General features: G+C 55.2%; 20 protein-coding genes, 2 tRNA genes, 1 pseudogene and 1 riboswitch. Of the genes and pseudogenes, 10 read left to right on the top strand and 13 right to left on the bottom strand.

Features of this window, described 5'->3' with window-relative positions; all coding sequences use genetic code 11:
* The first annotated feature begins 60 nt into the window (after positions 1-60).
* The gene (locus tag SK62_RS13105; RefSeq protein ID WP_006809337.1) at positions 61-474 is read left to right on the top strand and encodes a CoA-binding protein; all 414 of its coding nucleotides are present in this window, start codon (positions 61-63) and stop codon (positions 472-474) included.
* A gap of 32 nt (positions 475-506) precedes the next feature.
* Here the strand turns inward: SK62_RS13105 and hspQ are convergent, their stop codons facing one another.
* Both hspQ and rlmI read right to left on the bottom strand, forming a co-directional pair.
* Positions 507-824 carry a heat shock protein HspQ gene (hspQ, locus tag SK62_RS13100; protein ID WP_003858136.1) on the bottom strand — a complete coding sequence of 106 codons (318 nt, stop codon included), beginning with the start codon at positions 822-824 and terminating at the stop codon, positions 507-509.
* Between the two features lie 60 nt (positions 825-884).
* The gene (gene rlmI, locus SK62_RS13095; protein ID WP_015570890.1) at positions 885-2075 is read right to left on the bottom strand and encodes a 23S rRNA (cytosine(1962)-C(5))-methyltransferase RlmI; all 1191 of its coding nucleotides are present in this window, start codon (positions 2073-2075) and stop codon (positions 885-887) included.
* Between the two features lie 93 nt (positions 2076-2168).
* On the opposite strand from rlmI, the gene yccX reads away from it, so the two are divergent.
* On the top strand, positions 2169-2450 hold the full coding sequence (yccX, locus tag SK62_RS13090; RefSeq protein ID WP_023296278.1) for an acylphosphatase: 282 nt from the start codon (positions 2169-2171) through the stop codon (positions 2448-2450).
* Here yccX and tusE read toward each other — a convergent pair.
* A complete protein-coding gene (gene tusE, locus SK62_RS13085; protein WP_047719427.1) occupies positions 2447-2776 on the bottom strand; it encodes a sulfurtransferase TusE in 330 nt (109 codons plus the stop codon). The two genes, yccX and tusE, sit on opposite strands and share 4 nt — an antisense overlap.
* Before the next feature lie 88 nt (positions 2777-2864).
* Complete coding sequence (yccA, locus tag SK62_RS13080) at positions 2865-3524, bottom strand: FtsH protease modulator YccA (protein WP_003858127.1); 660 nt, start codon at positions 3522-3524, stop codon at positions 2865-2867.
* 270 nt (positions 3525-3794) lie between these two features.
* On the opposite strand from yccA, the gene SK62_RS13075 reads away from it, so the two are divergent.
* Entirely contained in the window at positions 3795-5423 is a 1629-nt protein-coding gene (locus tag SK62_RS13075) for an ABC transporter substrate-binding protein (RefSeq protein WP_023296279.1), read from the top strand.
* 144 nt (positions 5424-5567) lie between these two features.
* Positions 5568-5655 (top strand) — tRNA-Ser (locus SK62_RS13070).
* Positions 5656-5715: 60 nt separating this feature from the next.
* Here the strand turns inward: SK62_RS13070 and SK62_RS13065 are convergent.
* From SK62_RS13065 to SK62_RS13055, 3 genes are read right to left on the bottom strand one after another with little or no spacing between them, the layout of a single operon-like run.
* On the bottom strand, positions 5716-6477 hold the full coding sequence (locus SK62_RS13065; RefSeq protein ID WP_047719340.1) for an ABC transporter ATP-binding protein: 762 nt from the start codon (positions 6475-6477) through the stop codon (positions 5716-5718).
* Entirely contained in the window at positions 6474-7505 is a 1032-nt protein-coding gene (locus SK62_RS13060) for a FecCD family ABC transporter permease (RefSeq protein WP_017384785.1), read from the bottom strand. Before SK62_RS13060 ends, SK62_RS13065 begins: the two co-directional genes overlap by 4 nt.
* The gene (locus SK62_RS13055) at positions 7502-8509 is read right to left on the bottom strand and encodes an ABC transporter substrate-binding protein (RefSeq protein WP_047719341.1); all 1008 of its coding nucleotides are present in this window, start codon (positions 8507-8509) and stop codon (positions 7502-7504) included. The genes SK62_RS13060 and SK62_RS13055 overlap by 4 nt, the downstream gene beginning before the upstream one ends.
* A gap of 173 nt (positions 8510-8682) precedes the next feature.
* Here SK62_RS13055 and SK62_RS13050 point away from each other — a divergent pair, with 173 nt between their 5' ends.
* Positions 8683-10296, top strand: coding sequence for a mechanosensitive ion channel family protein (locus tag SK62_RS13050; protein WP_047719342.1), 1614 nt, complete (start codon positions 8683-8685; stop codon positions 10294-10296).
* Between the two features lie 40 nt (positions 10297-10336).
* Here SK62_RS13050 and SK62_RS13045 read toward each other — a convergent pair whose 3' ends face one another.
* Positions 10337-10855, bottom strand: coding sequence for a LuxR C-terminal-related transcriptional regulator (locus SK62_RS13045; RefSeq protein ID WP_003858117.1), 519 nt, complete (start codon positions 10853-10855; stop codon positions 10337-10339).
* Between the two features lie 254 nt (positions 10856-11109).
* Between SK62_RS13045 and SK62_RS13040 the strand changes: the two genes are divergently transcribed.
* Positions 11110-11197, top strand: a tRNA-Ser gene (locus SK62_RS13040).
* A 42-nt stretch (positions 11198-11239) separates the two neighbouring features.
* On the opposite strand, the gene SK62_RS13035 is transcribed toward SK62_RS13040, so the two are convergent.
* On the bottom strand, positions 11240-12241 hold the full coding sequence (locus tag SK62_RS13035; RefSeq protein ID WP_015570882.1) for a magnesium transporter: 1002 nt from the start codon (positions 12239-12241) through the stop codon (positions 11240-11242).
* A 60-nt stretch (positions 12242-12301) separates the two neighbouring features.
* A riboswitch (M-box (ykoK) riboswitch) is annotated at positions 12302-12471 on the bottom strand.
* 159 nt (positions 12472-12630) lie between these two features.
* On the opposite strand from SK62_RS13035, the gene SK62_RS13030 reads away from it, so the two are divergent.
* The gene (locus SK62_RS13030) at positions 12631-13134 is read left to right on the top strand and encodes a DedA family protein (protein ID WP_015570881.1); all 504 of its coding nucleotides are present in this window, start codon (positions 12631-12633) and stop codon (positions 13132-13134) included.
* 1 nt (position 13135) lies between these two features.
* Here the strand turns inward: SK62_RS13030 and SK62_RS13025 are convergent, their stop codons facing one another.
* Positions 13136-13885 (bottom strand): SDR family oxidoreductase, encoded by a 750-nt coding sequence (locus tag SK62_RS13025; protein ID WP_023296282.1) that lies wholly within the window; start codon positions 13883-13885, stop codon positions 13136-13138.
* Between the two features lie 100 nt (positions 13886-13985).
* Between SK62_RS13025 and SK62_RS13020 the strand changes: the two genes are divergently transcribed.
* Positions 13986-14345 (top strand): winged helix-turn-helix transcriptional regulator, encoded by a 360-nt coding sequence (locus SK62_RS13020; protein ID WP_017384779.1) that lies wholly within the window; start codon positions 13986-13988, stop codon positions 14343-14345.
* Positions 14346-14411: 66 nt separating this feature from the next.
* On the opposite strand, the pseudogene SK62_RS23200 reads toward SK62_RS13020, so the two are convergent.
* Positions 14412-14519: pseudogene (locus SK62_RS23200) on the bottom strand (winged helix-turn-helix transcriptional regulator); the annotation flags it as partial.
* Between the two features lie 152 nt (positions 14520-14671).
* Here SK62_RS23200 and agp point away from each other — a divergent pair.
* The gene (agp, locus tag SK62_RS13010) at positions 14672-15913 is read left to right on the top strand and encodes a bifunctional glucose-1-phosphatase/inositol phosphatase (protein WP_047719343.1); all 1242 of its coding nucleotides are present in this window, start codon (positions 14672-14674) and stop codon (positions 15911-15913) included.
* Between the two features lie 32 nt (positions 15914-15945).
* On the opposite strand, the gene SK62_RS13005 is transcribed toward agp, so the two are convergent.
* Entirely contained in the window at positions 15946-16173 is a 228-nt protein-coding gene (locus SK62_RS13005; RefSeq protein WP_006809324.1) for a YccJ family protein, read from the bottom strand.
* An 18-nt stretch (positions 16174-16191) separates the two neighbouring features.
* Positions 16192-16788 (bottom strand): NAD(P)H:quinone oxidoreductase, encoded by a 597-nt coding sequence (gene wrbA, locus SK62_RS13000; protein WP_006809323.1) that lies wholly within the window; start codon positions 16786-16788, stop codon positions 16192-16194.
* A gap of 391 nt (positions 16789-17179) precedes the next feature.
* Here wrbA and SK62_RS12995 point away from each other — a divergent pair, with 391 nt between their 5' ends.
* Positions 17180-17350, top strand: a complete 171-nt coding sequence (locus SK62_RS12995; protein WP_001273664.1) for a con-10 family general stress protein — start codon at positions 17180-17182, stop codon at positions 17348-17350.
* The last annotated feature ends 59 nt before the right edge of the window (positions 17351-17409 follow it).

The raw sequence follows: 17409 nt of genomic DNA, 5'->3' as shown, positions 1-17409 counted from the left end.
GGATGCGTGGTTGAGATGTCCGCTTTGACGTACACTTTGAAAAAAGCCAGGAGGAAAAGCATGAAAGAGAACGACATTGTCGAAATTCTGACGTCCACGCGCACTATTGCGCTGGTCGGCGCGAGCGATAAACCGGATCGCCCAAGCTATCGGGTCATGAAATACCTTCTGGATCAGGGTTATCACGTGATCCCGGTCTCGCCGAAGGTGGCGGGGAAAACGCTGCTGGGCCAGCAGGGCTATGCGACGCTCGCGGACGTGCCGGAAAAGGTGGATATGGTGGACGTTTTTCGCAATTCAGAGGCGGCCTGGGGCGTGGCGCAGGAGGCGATTGCCATCGGCGCGAAAACGCTGTGGATGCAGCTGGGCGTGATTAATGAGCAGGCGGCCGTGCTGGCGCGCGATGCCGGGCTGAAGGTGGTGATGGATCGCTGTCCGGCAATCGATATTCCCCGTCTGGGGCTGGCAAAATAAAAAAAGCCCGTTTGACGGGCTTTTTTACACCTTTAGTTGCGCAGTCTTGGTGCCTGTAACTGTTTGCGGATGGTCTGAGCAAGCTCGTCCATAGTGGGTTGTTCCGGATGCTCATCCTGTAGTTCACCACTCAGCTGCGCTTCGGCAAGATAGGTATGGACAGGCTGACCATCGTCGCCCTCCATAACCACATGATACCAGGGCGCGGCGCGAAGCTCTGCGTCAACGGCCAGATCGTCTGCTGACGGTTCATCAAGGGAATACTCCGGGTCGATATCCACGACCACACCCAAATATCCAAGCAAGGTGTGGCGGACCTGCTGGCCGATACCGAATTTGCTGGCAATCATAGTCACCTCCCGGGAAACATTACATACACACTATGTGCGGGCAATATTTCTCTTTTCAAGTTACATGACGCGACAGGCAAACCCTTTCAGATACAGCCCTTCCGGGTAGGTAGCGATCACCGGGTGATCGGCGGCCTGACGGAACTGCTCTATAAATTGTACATCACGACCCGCATCTATTGCGGCATCGGCGATGATTTTTTGGAATAAATCTGTCGTCATCAGGCCAGAGCAGGAGAACGTCAGCAGCACGCCGCCCGGGTTCAGCAGCTGGATCGCCAGCATGTTGATGTCTTTATAGCCACGGCAGGCGCCCATCAGCTGGCTTTTGTTTTCAACAAACTTCGGCGGGTCCATCACGATTACGTCAAATTTCTCGCCCTGGTCGCGGTATTTACGCAGCAGTTTGAATACGTCGTCGCGCACAAACTCCGCTTTGCTCAGATCCAGCTTATTCAGCTCAACGTTCTGCTTCGCCACGTCCAGCGCTTCCTGTGAGGTGTCGACGCTCACCACCTGAGCACAGCCGCCCATCAGGGCAGAGACCGCAAAGCCGCCGGTATAAGAGAAGCAGTTCAGCACGCGTTTATCGGCAACGTACTGGCGCGTTGCCAGACGGCTGTCACGCTGGTCGAGGTAATAACCGGTCTTATGGCCGCCCTGGATATCCACCAGCAGCTTCATGCCATGCTCTTCGATAGGCAGCAGGGCAGGCGGCAGTTCGCCGGTGACCGGGCCTTGCGTCAGCTCCATGCCCTCTTTTTTACGTACCGCCACGTCGCTGCGGTCGTAAATGGCACATTCCGGGAACAGGGTTTGCAAGGCGCTAATCAGCGCGGCACGCTGGTATTCCGCCCCGGCGCTCAGCAGCTGCAACACCAGGAAATTGCCGAAGCGGTCAATGGTCACGCCCGGCAGCCCGTCGGACTCTCCGGCAATCAGACGATAGCTGTCCAGCCCGTCACGCTTTGCCAGCCACTCGCGCCACTGCTGCGCCTGTTGCAAACGACGGACAAAGAAGTCGATATCGATGGTTTCTTCTTTATCGAACGTCCAGACGCGCGCGCGGATCTGAGATGCTGGCGAGTATGCGCCGCGTGCTAACCATTTCCCCTGATGGTCAACAATATCGATGGTTTCACCGAGGCTGGCTTTACCTTCCATGCGGGCAACCGCGCCGGAAAAGACCCAGGGATGACGGCGCAGTAATGACTTCTCGCGCCCTTTGGCTAACACTAAACGTACACTCATAATTTGCTATTCTGTCGATTCCAATGAAATGGCCGCCATTTTCCCGACTTCAGTGAGGAAATGCAACGCGCCAGTCGGATAAGGAGAAGGATGATGTCAAATGTTTGCACCATTGCCTGGGTTCATGGCCTTGTACAGGGCGTCGGATTCCGCTACAGCACCCAGCGCGAAGCCCTTCAGCTCGGGCTGACAGGGTATGCGCGTAACATGGATGATGGCAGCGTGGAGGTTGTGGCCTGCGGTGAGGCGGATCGGGTTGAGAAGCTGGTGGCGTGGCTGAAAGCGGGCGGACCGCGCAGCGCGCGGGTTGATAAGGTGCTAACGGAACCGCATCAACCCGACCGGGAATACGCTAACTTCAGTATTCGCTATTAAATGCATTTTACCGGCTTTGGCAGGCCGGCGATTTTTGTCGCCTGTTTAGCCGGGCCTTTCGGAAACAGGCGATACAGATAACGGCTGTTGCCTTTCTCTTCGCCAAATTTATTCGCCATGGCTTTGACCAGCATGCGGATAGCCGGCGAGGTGTTGAATTCAAGGTAAAATTCTCGCACGAAGCGCACCACTTCCCAGTGTTCCGGGGAGAGGATAATTCCTTCGTTTTCCGCAATTTTCTCCGCCAGCGCTTCGCTCCACTGGCTGCTCTCTTTCAGATAACCGTCGTTATCGGTTTCGATCTCTTTGCCTTCAAAACTCAACATATTCATTCACACGTTAGTCAAAAACCGCCTAAGTCTACCAAAAAAACAAAGCCCCGCATAAGCGGGGCCCTGTTCACAGCACGGTGAGTTAATCGCGGCTGGCGAAGCCCAGGATGCTCAGCAGGCTGACAAAAATGTTGTACAGCGACACATACAGGCTCACGGTGGCGCGGATATAGTTCGTCTCACCGCCGTGAATGATGTTGCTGGTTTCATACAGGATTGCGCCGGATGAAATCAGGATAAACACCGCGCTGATTGCCAGATGCAGCGCAGGCAATTGCAGGAAGATGTTCGCCAGCATACCGACCAGCACAATCACGATACCTGCCATCAGCATACCGCCAAGGAAGGACATGTCCTTACGGGTGGTCAGCACGTAGGCCGAGCAGCAGAAGAACACCAGCGCGGTACCGCCCAGCGCCATACCAATCACGTCGCCCATTCCGGCAGACAGATAGGCATTCAGGATTGGCCCCAGAATGTAGCCCAGGAAGCCGGTAAAGGCGAACGCGGAGAGAATACCCACCGGTTTATCCGCGGTTTTGTAGGTCAGGAACATCAGACCGTACATACCTACCAGCGTGAGGATCAGGCCCGGAGAAGGCAGCATCAGTACGGTGCTGGCCGTCGCGGTAATCGCCGAAAACGCCAGCGTCAGGCTGAGCATGAAATAGGTATTGCGCAGCACCTTATGGGTGCTGAGTAGCGATGTGCGGTCGCGTGAAGAAGTAATTATACGATCCATGAGTCACTCTCTTATGACAGATGTAATTAGCGCAAAGAATAGGAAACGGCGCGGCAGACGCAAAGTGGTTTTACCCATCTTTACTCAGCCCCTTAGGGATTATACTGGTTTTTTATTCTGGCAAAGCCTTTATACTCAGAATGAAGTGCGGTTTGTAGGGCGTATTCAGATCAACCTCTTATAGGTCACTGAAAAATATTGCGTTATTTCCCTAAGGCCGCTAAGAGTTATTTCCGGATCGTCATAAAAACAGACAATAAGGCGAAGGAAATGAAACCACAAACACGCACGCACTTTACACTCTCTTTGTTAACCGCAGGGATCCTGTGCGCCAGCACGGCAACCTGGGCGGCTAACGTGCCGGCAGGAACCCAGCTGGCAGATAAGCAGGAACTGGTCAGGAACAACGGCAGTGAACCCGCCTCGCTCGACCCGCATAAAGTCGAAAGCGATGTCGAATTCAATATTATCAGCGATTTATTCGACGGGCTGGTCAGCGTCTCTCCGGCAGGTGAAATCCAGCCGCGCCTGGCGGAGAAATGGGAAAATAAAGACAACACCGTCTGGACGTTCCATCTGCGTCCGGGCATTACCTGGAGCGATGGAACCCCCATCACCGCGGAAGATATTGTCTGGAGCTGGCAGCGGCTGGTCGACCCGAAAACCGCCTCTCCGTATGCCAGCTATCCCGGTAGTATGCGTATCGTCAACGGCACTGATATCGCAGAAGGCAAAAAAGCGCCCGAGTCGCTGGGGGTGAAAGCCATCAATGACACCACGCTGGAAGTTACGCTCACGCAACCTAACGCCGCTTTCCTGGCGATGCTGGCTCACCCGTCTCTGGTGCCAATTGATAAAGTCCTGGTAGGCCGTTTCGGTGATAAGTGGACCAAACCGGAGCACTTCGTCAGCAGCGGGGCCTATAAACTGTCACAGTGGGTGGTTAACGAACGCATTGTGGCGGTGCGTAACCCGAAATATTGGGATAACGAACATACCGTCATCAACAAGGTGACCTATCTGCCCATTTCCTCTGAAGCTGCTGACGTCAACCGCTACAAAGCGGGCGAAATCGACATTGTTTACACGGTGCCGATCAACCAGTTTGCTCAGCTGAAGAAAACGCTGGGGAGCGAGCTGGACGTTTCACCGCAGCTTGCCACCTATTATTATCAGTTCAACACCACCCGGCCGCCGTTCAACGACGCCCGCGTGCGCAAGGCGCTGAACCTGGCGCTGGATAAAGACATCATCGCCGGGAAAGTATTAGGGCAGGGCCAGCGCCCGGCATGGCTGATCAGCCAGCCGGATATTGGCGGCGTCAAGCTCCAGAACCCGGATTACGCCAGCTGGCCGATGGATAAACGCATTGCCGAGGCGAAAAAGCTGCTGGCCGAAGCCGGATTTAACGACAGCCATCCGCTCAGCTTTAATCTCCTCTATAACACCTCGGAATCGCACCAGCGTATTGCCATTGCCGCCAGCTCAATGTGGAAGAAGAACCTCGGCGTGGAGGCGAAGCTGCAAAATCAGGAGTGGAAAACCATGCTTGATACCATGCACACCCATAACTTTGACGCGGTACGCTACGCCTGGATTGCCGATTACGACGATGCGGCAACCTTCCTGAACAACTTCCGTACCGGGGACAGCCAAAACACCACTCAGTACAGCAATCCGGACTACGATCGGGCACTGGTGAACGCGGCGAAATCGAAAACGGCGGAGGAGCGCGGTAAATTCTACCAGCAGGCAGAAGATCTGCTGGGACGGGATGTACCGGCGATCCCGGTCTATCATTACGTGCGCACGCACCTGGTGAAACCGTGGGTAGGGGGCTTCACGCCAGACAAGCTCGGGTACTACTACACCAAAGATATGTACATCAAAAAGCACTAACGATCCGCAGTGGATATTATGCTGCCAAAACGGCCAATCTGTCGTCTATTCAACCGATTAAACGCATTTTGGCTATTTTTAAAGCGAACGAATGCGCGCACTCTTTACAGCGCGCGGTGAGGTGTTTATAGTTCGCCTCACTTAGGAAGCGTGGCCGAGCGGTTGAAGGCACCGGTCTTGAAAACCGGCGACCCGAAAGGGTTCTAGAGTTCGAATCTCTACGCTTCCGCCAAATTCGAAACCCCTGCGATAGCAATATCGCAGGGGTTTTTGCTTTTGCGCCAGGCTTCCGTCATGCCACCATGTTATAGCTTATCGTGATCCCGGCGTCGGCCTTGCAGACCTGAGCTTTTACGCACCAGGTGTCCTCGATGTTTGCCGGCGTCAGAACCGTTTCTGGCGCGCCCGTGGCGGCGATCTGCCCGGCCTTCAGGAGGATCAGACGCTGGCAATAATTGGCCGCAAGATTGAGATCGTGCAGTGCAACCACCACCGTAAGCGGCAGCTGTGAAACGAGCCGCATCAGCTCCAGCTGGTGCTGAATGTCCAGGTGGTTTGTCGGTTCATCGAGCAACAGCACCTGCGGCTGCTGGGCCAGCGCGCGGGCTATCTGGCTTCGCTGGCGCTCTCCGCCAGACAAAGAGTGCCATCGCCGCTGGCGTAAGCGGCATAACTGCATCAGGCCAATCGCCTGCTCAACCGCAGCCTCATTGTCGCGCGAGGTTTTCTGGAATGTTTTCCGGTAGGGCGTACGCCCCAGTCTGACAATGTCCTCAACGGTCAGTTCTCCGTCGACCTCAGCATGTTGCGGGACAAACGCCATGTGCTGCGCGCGTTTTTTCAGCGGCATCATGCCGAGCGTTGTGCCATTAAGCGCCACGCGTTCGCTGAGTCGTGGAAACAGCCCGGCGAGACAGCGCAGCAGCGTCGACTTGCCCGAGCCGTTTGGCCCTAACAGGCCGATAATCTGCCCGGATGGCAGGTCGAGATCGATATCCTTAAGCACCGTCTGCGCTTGTCGGGTTACGGTCAACCCGGCCACGGTAATATTCATGGATGCTCCTTTCGGTTTTGATAAAGCAACGCCACAAAGACGGGGGCGCCCACCAGCGCAGTCACCACCCCGATGGGCAGAACCTGGTGCACAATCAGCGTGCGTGAGACGATATCGGCGAGGATCATAAAGTGGGCGCCGATAAGAAACGTCAGCGGGATAGATAGACGATGGCCCGGCCCACATAGCATGCGCGTTACATGGGGAATGACCAGCCCGACAAACCCCACTGCGCCCGTGGCGCTCACCAGCGTTGCGGTAACAATGGCACAGGTCAGCAATAAGACAATACGCACGGCGGTAACCGGGATCCCCAGCGTGGTGGAGACCTCATCCCCGAAGGTGAAGGTGTCCAGCGCCCGTGAAAAGAGCAATACCACCAGTAAACCCGCAAGCGTAACGGCCAGCGCCAGCAGCGCGTCAGGCCAGCGCACGCCGCTCAGACTTCCCAGCAGCCAGAACATGACGCTACGGGACTGCTCGGCATTGGCGGACGTACTGACGACGTACGCGGTCATGGCGTTGAAGAGCTGGGTGCCCGCAATGCCAGCCAGCAAAATGCGCGACGGGCTTTCACTCATCCCGTTCGTAATCACCATGATGAGCGCAAAGGCGGCGCACGAGCCGACAAACGCACCGCTGCTTACGCCAATCACGCTCCCCCCGATGCCGAGAAGCATCACGCAGACGGCCCCCAGCGATGCGCCCGCGGAAATCCCCAGCAGATAAGGCTCAGCCAGAGGGTTACGCAGGATCGACTGTAACACCAGCCCGCACAACGCCAGGCCGCCGCCGTTGCACGCGGCCATTACTGCCCGGCTCATGCGATATTGCCAGACGATACCTTCCTCCGTTTGCGGCAACGCATAAGAGGTCAAACCCAGTCCGTTGAGGATCGCTTTCCCGGTACTGGCATACGACACCGGCATATCACCGATACTGGCGGCAAAGACCAGCATCAGCGGCAGCGCCATGGCACCTGCTGCCAGTAAACCCTGCTGGCGGCGGTCAAAAGCGAAATGACTCATTGTTCATCCTGGAAAGAAGCCAGCCGATCGCTGATAAGCTCAACCGCATCGACGTTACGCAATGAAGGGTTTAACGACATCGCTGGCACCACGATGATGTGGTTGTTCCTGACCGCAGGCATGTTCTTTGTCACCGGGTCACTGCGCAAGAACGCTTTTTTTACCTCAACGTCATCGGCAGGGTAGAGCCTGCGGGACATCCCGGCGATAACAATCACGTCCGGCTGCGATCGGGCTATATGTTCCCATGTTACAGCGGGCCATTCGTCGTGAGAGTCAATAATGTTCTTCAACCCCAGCGTGCGGCTGATCCAGCCAGGCGCGCCGTAATTCCCGGCCACCCAGGGATCGCCATTCAGACGGCTGCTGGAGAACCAGAATACAACGCTAAGCGGTTTCGCGGAGGCGCGCGCCTGGGCCTTTTTAATACGCTCCGCCAGCGCACGATTGAGCTGCTCACCTCGCGCGGAAACATCAAAAATCGTCGCCAGATCTTTCACTTCCCGTGTAATTTCCGCCAGTGAAAACGGCGCGCTACGTGCTCCGTCTGCGTTTGAGGTTTCCGTTACCGTTTTATCCGTGCAGTCGGCAGGGGAGATCCACGTATTAATCCCCAGCGACGCAAACTGCTCACGGGTTCCCACTTCTCCCTGCGGACCAATGTGCCAGTGATACTGTGCGAGAACGAGTTCAGGTTTCTGCCCTACCACGGCCTCAAAGGAGGGGGAATTATCCGCAAGCCTGGGGAGGTTTTTCCCGGCATCCTCCAGCGGGGCCGGGAGCTTGCCGAACCAGACTGACGTCGCGGCGATCGTTTTCTCCAGCCCCAGTGCGAGCAGTAATTCTGTTTCATGCTGACCCACGGTCACGACGCGCTGAGGAGCCTGCGTAAAGGTCTGCTTAACGCCGCAATTTTCAATCGTGAGGGGCCAGGTGGTTGCGGCGAAAGCGGCAGGCGCCATGGAGAGCAGTGAAGCCAGAAATAACCCATTTTTAAGTAACATAGAACGCAATCCGAAATTGTTATGTTATAACATAATACATATATTGTGACTGAGAGCAACACGCTCACCGTCGCTTGTTGCAGAAACGAAAGGCTGGACTATTCTCAACATACCCACCTGGCATTCGCGGGTTGCCTGAAAAATAACAAGATTTCTGACCTGGGGTAGTAAGGATGAAAAAGATCCTGCTCGCGTTTGCGTTCTGTTTTGCCGCCCTGAGCGGCTTCTCATCGTATGCCGCAGAGCCCCGCCAGGCGCCTACGGAGCAGGAGCGCGCCCGTACGGTCTATATCTTTCATCAGCCCATCGTCATGCTACAGGCGAAATTTGGCCTGACCACGCCGGAAGAGCGCGTTTTACGCATCCGCAACACCCTGCGCAATTTTACCGAGGCGGATGTGCGTGAGCCGCTCAGCATCGTCCCCGTGACCCGCTATAACCAGCAGGGACGGCTGATAGTGATGAACGGTAAACCTGTGATGCTGCTGACCGAAGGGGATTTGGACGAAGGGGACGATCTTACCCTCGATCAGGCCGCACAGCGCGTGCTGGCGCGCATGGAAGCGCAGAGAATGGCGCTGCGCGATCAATACGATACCGGCTGGCTGGCGCTGTCTACGGTAAAAACTGCCGCTGGCCTGCTGGGGCTGTTGCTGCTCTGCTATGGCGCGTGGCGTTCCTGGCGCTGGTTCCGGCGCGTCTACCGTCGGCGTATTGTGGAGAATCGCAGCCGGGTGCCGCAAAGCTGGCGGCGGTACATTGGCGCTATTGAGATTCGGCTTTACGCCTTGCTGATGTTCCTGTTGGGGTTTATCGGCTTTTACGTCTGGCTGAGCTGGGCATTCAGTCTATTTCCGTGGACGCGGGTGTGGGGCACGTCGCTGGGAGACTGGACGCTTCGCGTGGTGCAGCAAATCGCCCTGGCGATTGTCTCGGCCTTGCCGGGGCTGACGATTGTGCTGATCATTTTCCTCATTACCGCTTTTATTCTGAAGCTTCTCAGGATGGTGCTCAATCAGGTGGAGGCTGGTCGTCTGCAACTTCCCGGCGTACATCCGGAAACCGTGGGGGCTACCCGTAAGCTCATTTCCGTTGCCGTCTGGCTATTTGCTCTCTCCGCCGCCTGGCCGTTTCTTCCCGGTGCAAACTCGCTGGCGTTTAAAGGTATTAGCGTCTTCTTTGGCCTGATGTTAACGCTGGGCTCGGCAGGGGTGATGAACCATGCCATGAGCGGTCTGGTCCTGATTTACTCCCGCGCTCTGCGCAAAGGCGATGTCATTCGGGTGGCGGATAACGAAGGCAAGGTCAGTGAAATTGGCATGCTGGCGACCAAAATTATTACCCGGGAAAATTATGTCGTTACCGTGCCCAACGCGGTGGTGGTGAGCGGTAAGATCACCAATCTGAGCGCGCTACAGCCCGATGGCAGCCTCAATCTGACGGTCAGCGTCACGATCGGTTATGACACCCCATGGCGTCAGGTGCATGCCATGCTGGAGCTGGCCGCGAAACGGGCAAAAGGGATTGACCTTTCCGAGCCGCCGCTGGTACGCCAGTTAGGGTTAATGGACTGGTATATCGCTTACGAATTGCAGGTCCGTCTGCTGCCCGAACAGTCACTCGCGGTTGCCCGCAATGAACTGCATAGCCAGATACAGGATGTGTTTAACGAATTTAACGTGCAGATCATGTCCCCGAATTTTGTTATGCAGCCAGAGGGCAGCGTAATGGTTGCCAAAGAGAACTGGTATACCGCGCCAGCCAAACCCCCTCAGGGCGAAACGTGACGGCCCGGTTTTTCCGTGGCAAGGCAAAATGTCACAGCTTTTAATCGACGATCGCCGATTTTACACGGGTCATCGCCAGAATGTTTTTTGAGCGCATATTTAATTTCTCGAGGATCCTCACGCGGTAGGTGCTGGTCGTTTTTTGTGACAATTGCAGCTTTTTCGCGATCTCATGGTTTTCCAAATGAAACAGCTTCAGCACGTCATATTCGCGTCGCGTAAAGGAGTGTGTTCTGAGCGCCCGGTAAAAGCGCATCAGCTGCTGAAAAGGGTGAGCAGTAAAATGCATCGACGAATAGATAATATTATCGATTCTCACTGCGCGGTTGGCTTCTATCTCATGCATCAGGACAATGTAATCACGCTTAACTTTTTTGACCTGCCGAATGGTTTTATTGCGTAACTTATCCTGTTCAATCGCAATGATAAAATCCATCGCCTGATCGACCCCATCAAGATCGTGAATATCCGCGTCATCGCGAATCAAATGGGTTGATGTCAGGGAGCTTGATACACCATGGCAAAGGTAATAGTTATCACTGATAAATAAAAAATTCATAATCGTCGTTAAATAAAGCCATGGCTAATCTCTTATCGCAGTGATCCACGGTTAATGGGTGTTGTACGAAAAAGAGTCTAAATGACCACCCGCGAATCTAATAAACGTTATGAATGTAAAAATAAATGTTTACATTTTAGCCAGTCGATGGCGAAGAAATCAGCGGGACGGAAGGGGAGGACGGAAGACGTGTAATGTTATGCAATTTCGTGCTTTACATCATGCTCAGAGATGTTTATAGTGCGCCTCACTTTGGAAGCGTGGCCGAGCGGTTGAAGGCACCGGTCTTGAAAACCGGCGACCCGAAAGGGTTCTAGAGTTCGAATCTCTACGCTTCCGCCAAATTCGAAAACCCTGCGATAGCAATATCGCAGGGTTTTTTCGTTATTCCAGCCCCAGCGTATACTGCGCGATTTTGAAGTAGATAATCAGCCCGGTCCCGTCGATTAGCGTGGCGATAAACGGTGCGGAGACCACCGCCGGATCGATTTTGCAGCGTTTCAGTACCATCGGGATCACCGACGAGACGATGGCGCTCCACAGCGTAATGCAGACCAGCGTCAGGCTGACGATGAGCGTGATTTCCATCCCAATACCCATCATCCAGGCGCGAACGCAGCCCGCCAGACCCAGCGTGGCGGCAATCATTAACGAGGTGCTGATCTCTTTGCGCAGCACGCGACCCACATCGCGAAGGTGGACTTCACCCAGCGCCATGGCGCGCACCAGCGTCGAGGTGATCTGCGTCCCGCTGTTTCCGCCGGTGCCAATCAGCAGCGGAATAAAGAACGCCAGCGCGATGGCAGATTCCAGCGCCTCTTCAAAATGCTGGATCACCGAACTGGTATACGCTTCCGCAACAAACAGCAGCAGCAGCCAGACGGAGCGTTTCTTCCACAGGCTGAAGGCGCTGGTTTCCAGATAGGGCTTCTCCAGCGGCAGCGTCGCCCCCTGAAGCTGGGCATCTTCAGTAACGTCATCTTCCAGCAGATGGGCGATTTCACGCTCGGTAAGGCAGCCCACCAGCTTGCCGTGGGTCACCACCGGCACTACATCCGCACCCGCGTGCGCCAGCAGCCCGGCGACATCCGCCCGCTCATCTTCCGGTTTGAGCTGAATAAAATCCGATATCATCAACCCCTTAACAGGCTGCACGGTGTCCGTGGCCTGCAATAATTTGCGTACGGCGATTAAACCCGCGAGGCGACCGTTATCTTCGATAAAAATATGCGACGGAATATCATCATCTTTTAATTTTTCAAAGAACTGCTCGCGTGCCAGAGCTACGCATAATGAAATATCGATAACGATAAAATCGGTATTCATATATTGCGCGATGGCGCTGTCATTAAAAGCCAGGTTTTGGTTGTGAATAGCGTAAGACATAGTAAATTCCCTTTGAATAATAAAATCTCTCAGGGGCGAGCAAGACAGGGCATGTCGGAAAGGAGATCCCCACGTCCTGGGTTCAGCACTGTACACCGTATCCCACAAGGGAAGTTATACTGACAAAGCCTTGATTCGACAGTGCCTGTTTTACCCTGTGCCGGTTCTCTCGAACCCACCAGAGCGATAACGTGTATTTGTACAGGAGCCTCGCCATAACGAGATCGTTGTAAAACGAGAGGGATAATACGCCTGTTTAAATTTAGTGCTCAGAAAATTAAATAATGTTTAAGAACGGTTTAGGTAAATCTTATTAATAAAATGTTGAGGGTTTATTTAAGGTTATTCATTTTAAATGGACAATTAAATTATTAACGGGGGAGGGGAAAATGACATGGTTTGATAACCTGCTGAATCATTTTGCGCTGTATCCGGCACATCTGTTTGTGCTGTTATTCGTGATGGCGCTGAGCAAATCGACGGTGCTGATCTCCTCCGTGCTGCCGCCCGCGTCGGTGATGCTGCTGGCGGGCATTACCGTCAGCCAGGGGAGCATGCATCCTGCGCTGACGTGGCTCGCCGTGGTGATGGGGGCAACGGCGGGTTCGGTGCTGAATTACCATATCGGCCAACTGATGGGGCATACCCGGATGGTCACGCGCTTCACCTCAAAGCATGCCAATAAGTTCCTGCGGGTCCAGCATCAGCTGCAAAAGAACGGGGTCATCGTGCTTTTTACGTCGCGCTTCCTGGCTGTGTTGCGTTACATCGTCCCGCTGGCGGCCGGGATGCTCAGGCTGAACGCCGTCAAGGTCTACGCCGTCAGCCTGCTTTCCGCCTGTGCGTGGGCGGCGCTGTATGTCGGCGCGGTCACCGGCATCAGCGCCTTTTGAATTACAGGCTCCCCATTCCGCCGTCCACCAGCAGTTCCGTTCCTACCGTGTAGCTCGACTCGTCGGAGGCCAGATAGAGTGCGGCTTTTGCCAGCTCGGTCGTCGAGCCCATTCTGCCCAGCGGCACCAGCTTAATGACCTCTGCCATCATCGCGTTAAGCGCCTCGTCGCTTAAGCCCGTTTTCGTAAACGCCGGGGTTTCCACCGGACCGGGACTCAGACCGTTGACGCGGATCCCGCGCGGCAGCAGCTCCGCCGACAGTGTACGCGCCAGCGACAGCACGGCGGCCTTGCTCGCGGCATACGCGCTACTGGTGGGCAGGCCGATGCGCGCGCTCACGGAGCCGCAGAGGATCACCGAGGATGGGTTATTCAGCAGCGGCAGCAGCGCCTGAATTAAAAAGAACGGTCCCTTCAGGTTGATGTTCATCAGACGGTCCCAGGCCTCTTCCTGCCAGACTTCCAGCGGCGCGTGCGTTACGTCACCGGCGTTGAGAAAGACCGCATCCAGGCGTGGCCAGCGGGCGGTGAGGGTCTCCGCCAGCGCTTTTTGCGACGAAATATCGCCTGCGTCGGTTGGGATCACCCAGGCCTTATCGCCCAGAATGCGCTCTGCTTCGGCGAGGGTATCCGGGTTGCGTCCGGTCACGGCGACGCGCGCCCCTTCGGCGATAAACGCCTGCGCGGTGGCGAGACCGATACCGCTGGTGCCGCCGGTAATCAACGTATACTTATCGGTTAAACGACCCATGTTCTTCTCCTGAAATGTCTCTGGAGAAAGCACTATAGAAACGTTAGTATCGAAAGGAAACCAGGTACCAAATGGATACTAACGAGGCAAGAGGTGTGAAATGGCAGAGCTGCTGGAAGCGTGCTGCGAAAAAAAATCTGAGGCGTATACCTGCCCGATGACGCAGTTTGTGAATCTGATTTCCGGTAAGTGGGCGATCCCCATTCTCTATCGCCTGATTGTGTTCAATACGCCCGTTCGCTTTGGCGATCTGCTGCGGGCCGCTGCCCCCATCACCCAGAAAGAGCTGACGAAGCAGCTGCGCCTGTTTGAGCAGCGCGGGCTGGTGACGCGAACGGTCTACCCGGAGATCCCGCCGCGCGTGGAGTATCAGATCACCGAGCTGGGGCTAACCCTTCAGGACGCACTCTCGCCGCTGGCCGCCTGGATGAGCGAATACGGCGACCAGCTTCAGCGTTAGGCTACTGTTTTACGTAGCGCGGATCCCCGCTTCATCGGTGAGATAGGCCACCAGAATATCGACTGCGACCCCGTAGCGCGCGTCGCGAACAATCAGCAGCGACCACCAGTCGCCGATAATATCCAGCGAACGGGCGACGGGGCAGGTGCTCTCTTCAAGGCGGGTACGTTTCACAGCGAATTCTCCGGTGGGGTATGGTTTTTTTATAAAACTCATCGGCACACGCCGTAAGCACGTTAATCATCAGTTTGAGAAATGCTTCCCGAAAAACCTGTCACGGATCTGTCACACTCAGGGCGACATTAAAAACGTGTGAGGAATTAGGGATGAGAAAAGCACTACTCGCAGTTGCCGTGGCAGGTACCCTTTCCGTGACCTTTGGCGCACAGGCGCAGGACACGCCGGACGGCTATCAGCTGGAACAGGTGCTCATCATGAGCCGCCACAACCTGCGCGCGCCGCTTGCCAATAACGGCAGCGTGCTGGAGCAGTCCACGCCGAAGCAGTGGCCGGAGTGGGACGTCCCGGGTGGACAGCTCACCACCAAAGGTGGCGTACTGGAAGTGTATATGGGTCACTATATGCGCGAGTGGCTGGCAGAGCAGGGGATGGTGAAGACGGGTGAATGCCCGCCAGCGGATGCCGTCTATGCCTACGCCAACAGCCTCCAGCGCACCGTGGCGACCGCGCAGTTCTTTATCACCGGCGCGTTCCCGGGGTGCGATGTTCCTGTGCATCACCAGGAAAAAATGGGCACCATGGACCCCACCTTCAATCCGGTCATTACCGATAACTCCCCTGAGTTTCGTGAGAAAGCGCTGAAAGCGATGGAGACGGAACGGCAGAAAATGCAGCTGGATGAAAGCTACAAACTGCTGGAACAGCTGACAAACTACAGCGACTCGCCGTCCTGCAAGGAGAAAAAAGTCTGCTCCCTGACGGAGGCGAAAGATACGTTCAGCGCCGATTATGAAAAAGAGCCGGGCGTCTCCGGGCCGCTGAAGGTGGGTAACTCGCTGGTGGATGCGTTCACGCTTCAGTATTACGAAGGCTTCCCGACAGTCCAGGTGGCCTGGGGGGAAATCAAAACCGATCAGCAGTGGCGCGTACTGTCGAAGCTGAAAAACGGCTATCAGGACTCGCTGTTTACGTCGACGGAGGTGGCGCAGAACGTGGCTAAACCGCTGGTGAAGTACATTGATAAAGCGCTGGTGACCGACCAGGCAAAAGCGCCAAAAATCACCCTGCTGGTGGGGCACGACTCCAACATCGCCTCGCTGCTGACCGCGCTGGACTTCAGGCCTTACCAGTTGCACGACCAGCAGGAACGCACCCCGATTGGCGGTAAAATTGTCTTCCAGCGCTGGCGTGACAAAAACACTAATCAGGAACTGATGAAAATTGAGTATGTCTACCAGAGTTCAGATCAGCTGCGTAACGCCAGCGTACTGTCGCTGCAATCCCCTGCGCAGCGCGTGACGCTGGAGCTGAAGGGCTGTCCGGTGGATGGCAACGGCTTCTGTCCTGTCGATAAATTCAATGCGGTGATGAACAACGCGGCGAAATAGAAGATAACCCCCCGCGTGGGCGGGGGGAACGTTCAGACGTTTTTACGTTCGATGGTTTGCTCGCCCCAGAACAGCGAGTCTTTGTCGGTTTTTTCGAAGGCGCGAACCAGCACTTCATCGTTGCCTTCTTCCCAAATCTGCTCAGCCAGCTTTTCGTCATAATTGGCGACTTCAAAGATGGCTTCGGCAATCTCCGGAGAGGTATTGCGTAAACTTGCCCATTCGCCCACGTGGTGAGCTTTGGATTCTTGAGTTGGCATACTTGTCCTCCTGTTGGGTTAGCCGTTCAGTTTTTTGGCAAGACCCGCGACGTATTCACCCTGATAGCGGGCGATTGAAAGTTCTTCATTGCTTGGCTGACGAGAACCATCCCCACCGGCAATGGTTGTCGCGCCATACGGTGTCCCGCCACGAACCTGGGAAACATCGAACAGTTCCTGCGCGCCGTAGCCAATCGGCACAATCACCATCCCATGATGGGCAAGGGTAGTCCAGGTGGAGGTGATCGTCTGCTCCTGGCCGCCGCCCGTGCCGGTAGAGCTGAACACGCTGGCCAGCTTGCCGTATAACGCGCCGGAGGCCCAGAGCCCGCCCGTCTGGTCGAGGAAGGTGCGCATCTGGCCGGACATATTGCCGAAGCGGGTCGGGGTGCCGAAGATAATGGCATCATAGTCCGCGAGCTCCTGCGGGGTGGCGACCGGGGCGTTTTGTGTTTTCCCCCCGGCTTTGGCGAAGGCTTCCGCCTGCATGGTTTCCGGTACGCGTTTAACCACGACCTCAACGCCGTCTACTCTGTTTGCGCCTTCTGCTACTGCGTGAGCCATGGTTTCAATGTGTCCATACATGGAATAATAGAGCACCAGAACTTTTGCCATTTTGCATCACTCCTCGTTGGTTTTTCTTACAGCGGATCGCTGCGTTCCTTTAAAGATATGACATCACAGCCAGACTGCAAAAATGAACGGCATTTCTTTGATATATAACAATATCTTTTGGTTACGCGCCTTGTAGCAAAATGAAACAACTTTCGCGGCGCGGATTTTTCAAAATATAAGAACAGCTTATGAATGACTTCCCCGATATTTCATACGAAAGGCTGAGATCATGTTGCAGAATATTACCTCTCGCTTGCCGGATAGCCGCATTACACTAAGCTTAGTTTCACGCGGCACAGATAAAGGCACTGTCCTTGAGCCGCGAGGTGAAAGAATCCTCTTTTACTGAATGCAATATGATGTCTAATGTTTCACACTCTGGAGGTTAGAGATGGCAAACCATCGTGGTGGTTCAGGTAATTTCGCTGAAGACCGTGAAAGAGCATCAGAAGCAGGTCGTAAAGGTGGCCAGTCTAGCGGGGGCAACTTCAAAAACGACCCTCAGCGCGCATCAGAGGCTGGTAAAAAAGGGGGTAAAAATAGCCACGGCAGCAACAAGTAGTACGCCGGGTTAACTCCCTGCCGCCGGGTTTCCCGGCGGTTTTTTTATGTCTGCTGCAT

The organism is Enterobacter sp. BIDMC109, from assembly GCF_001037885.1.
GTDB lineage: Bacteria > Pseudomonadota > Gammaproteobacteria > Enterobacterales > Enterobacteriaceae > Enterobacter > Enterobacter hormaechei_C.
This window is presented reverse-complemented; position numbering and strand designations above follow the sequence as displayed.

Excerpts from the sequence above, each read along its gene's own strand:
- SK62_RS13105 (WP_006809337.1), top strand. The coding sequence starts at position 61 with ATGAAAGAGAACGACATTGTCGAAATTCTGACGTCCACGCGCACTATT.
- hspQ (WP_003858136.1), bottom strand. The coding sequence starts at position 824 with ATGATTGCCAGCAAATTCGGTATCGGCCAGCAGGTCCGCCACACCTTG.
- rlmI (WP_015570890.1), bottom strand. The coding sequence starts at position 2,075 with ATGAGTGTACGTTTAGTGTTAGCCAAAGGGCGCGAGAAGTCATTACTG.
- yccX (WP_023296278.1), top strand. The coding sequence starts at position 2,169 with ATGTCAAATGTTTGCACCATTGCCTGGGTTCATGGCCTTGTACAGGGC.
- tusE (WP_047719427.1), bottom strand. The coding sequence starts at position 2,776 with ATGTTGAGTTTTGAAGGCAAAGAGATCGAAACCGATAACGACGGTTAT.
- yccA (WP_003858127.1), bottom strand. The coding sequence starts at position 3,524 with ATGGATCGTATAATTACTTCTTCACGCGACCGCACATCGCTACTCAGC.
- SK62_RS13075 (WP_023296279.1), top strand. The coding sequence starts at position 3,795 with ATGAAACCACAAACACGCACGCACTTTACACTCTCTTTGTTAACCGCA.
- SK62_RS13065 (WP_047719340.1), bottom strand. The coding sequence starts at position 6,477 with ATGAATATTACCGTGGCCGGGTTGACCGTAACCCGACAAGCGCAGACG.
- SK62_RS13060 (WP_017384785.1), bottom strand. The coding sequence starts at position 7,505 with ATGAGTCATTTCGCTTTTGACCGCCGCCAGCAGGGTTTACTGGCAGCA.
- SK62_RS13055 (WP_047719341.1), bottom strand. The coding sequence starts at position 8,509 with ATGTTACTTAAAAATGGGTTATTTCTGGCTTCACTGCTCTCCATGGCG.
- SK62_RS13050 (WP_047719342.1), top strand. The coding sequence starts at position 8,683 with ATGAAAAAGATCCTGCTCGCGTTTGCGTTCTGTTTTGCCGCCCTGAGC.
- SK62_RS13045 (WP_003858117.1), bottom strand. The coding sequence starts at position 10,855 with ATGAATTTTTTATTTATCAGTGATAACTATTACCTTTGCCATGGTGTA.
- SK62_RS13035 (WP_015570882.1), bottom strand. The coding sequence starts at position 12,241 with ATGTCTTACGCTATTCACAACCAAAACCTGGCTTTTAATGACAGCGCC.
- SK62_RS13030 (WP_015570881.1), top strand. The coding sequence starts at position 12,631 with ATGACATGGTTTGATAACCTGCTGAATCATTTTGCGCTGTATCCGGCA.
- SK62_RS13025 (WP_023296282.1), bottom strand. The coding sequence starts at position 13,885 with ATGGGTCGTTTAACCGATAAGTATACGTTGATTACCGGCGGCACCAGC.
- SK62_RS13020 (WP_017384779.1), top strand. The coding sequence starts at position 13,986 with ATGGCAGAGCTGCTGGAAGCGTGCTGCGAAAAAAAATCTGAGGCGTAT.
- agp (WP_047719343.1), top strand. The coding sequence starts at position 14,672 with ATGAGAAAAGCACTACTCGCAGTTGCCGTGGCAGGTACCCTTTCCGTG.
- SK62_RS13005 (WP_006809324.1), bottom strand. The coding sequence starts at position 16,173 with ATGCCAACTCAAGAATCCAAAGCTCACCACGTGGGCGAATGGGCAAGT.
- wrbA (WP_006809323.1), bottom strand. The coding sequence starts at position 16,788 with ATGGCAAAAGTTCTGGTGCTCTATTATTCCATGTATGGACACATTGAA.
- SK62_RS12995 (WP_001273664.1), top strand. The coding sequence starts at position 17,180 with ATGGCAAACCATCGTGGTGGTTCAGGTAATTTCGCTGAAGACCGTGAA.